Here is a 573-nt window from a genome sequence, read left to right as displayed (position 1 = left end):
TCCACAGCCCCGGCTCGTCCTCGATCAGATGCTTGATCGTCTCCAGGGAGTCACCCTTGGTGTGCCCGATCAACCCCACCGGGCCCCGCTTGATCCACCCCGAGGCATACAGACCCGGCACCGGGGCACCGTCCGCGTCCAGCACCCGGCCCTCCGCGTTCGGGATCACCCCGCGCACCTCATCGAACTCCACCCCCTCCACCGGGGACCCGAAATAGCCCACCGCCCGGTAGATCGCCTGCACCGGGTAGTCCACCGTCTCCCCCGTCGGGCGGACCCCACCGGAACCGTCCAGCTCCATTCGGCGCATCCGCAGACCGTCCACCCGGCCGTCGCCGTCCTCGTCCAGGAACTCCTCCGGAGCCTGCAGGAAATGCAGGTGCAGCCGACGCGAGGCGCTCTGCTGACGGTCCTCCTGCTCCATGAGCCAGTTCGTCAGCGTCCCGACCATGGTGCGGACCTGGTTGTTCTCCTCGATCGCCTTCTCCGAGGCCGCATCGAAGTCGAAGTCCTCCTCGTACAGCACGATGTCCACATCCCGGGAATGCGCCAGCTCCCGCAGCTCCAACGGGG

1 pseudogene is annotated in these 573 nt (G+C 67.9%); it reads right to left on the bottom strand.

The annotated features are described in order from the left end of the window. A pseudogene (locus J1M37_RS11010) lies at positions 1-573 on the bottom strand (pyridine nucleotide-disulfide oxidoreductase); the annotation flags it as partial.

The sequence above is a fragment of the Micrococcus sp. KRD012 genome, assembly GCF_017168555.1.
Classification (GTDB): domain Bacteria; phylum Actinomycetota; class Actinomycetes; order Actinomycetales; family Micrococcaceae; genus Micrococcus; species Micrococcus luteus.
This window is presented reverse-complemented; position numbering and strand designations above follow the sequence as displayed.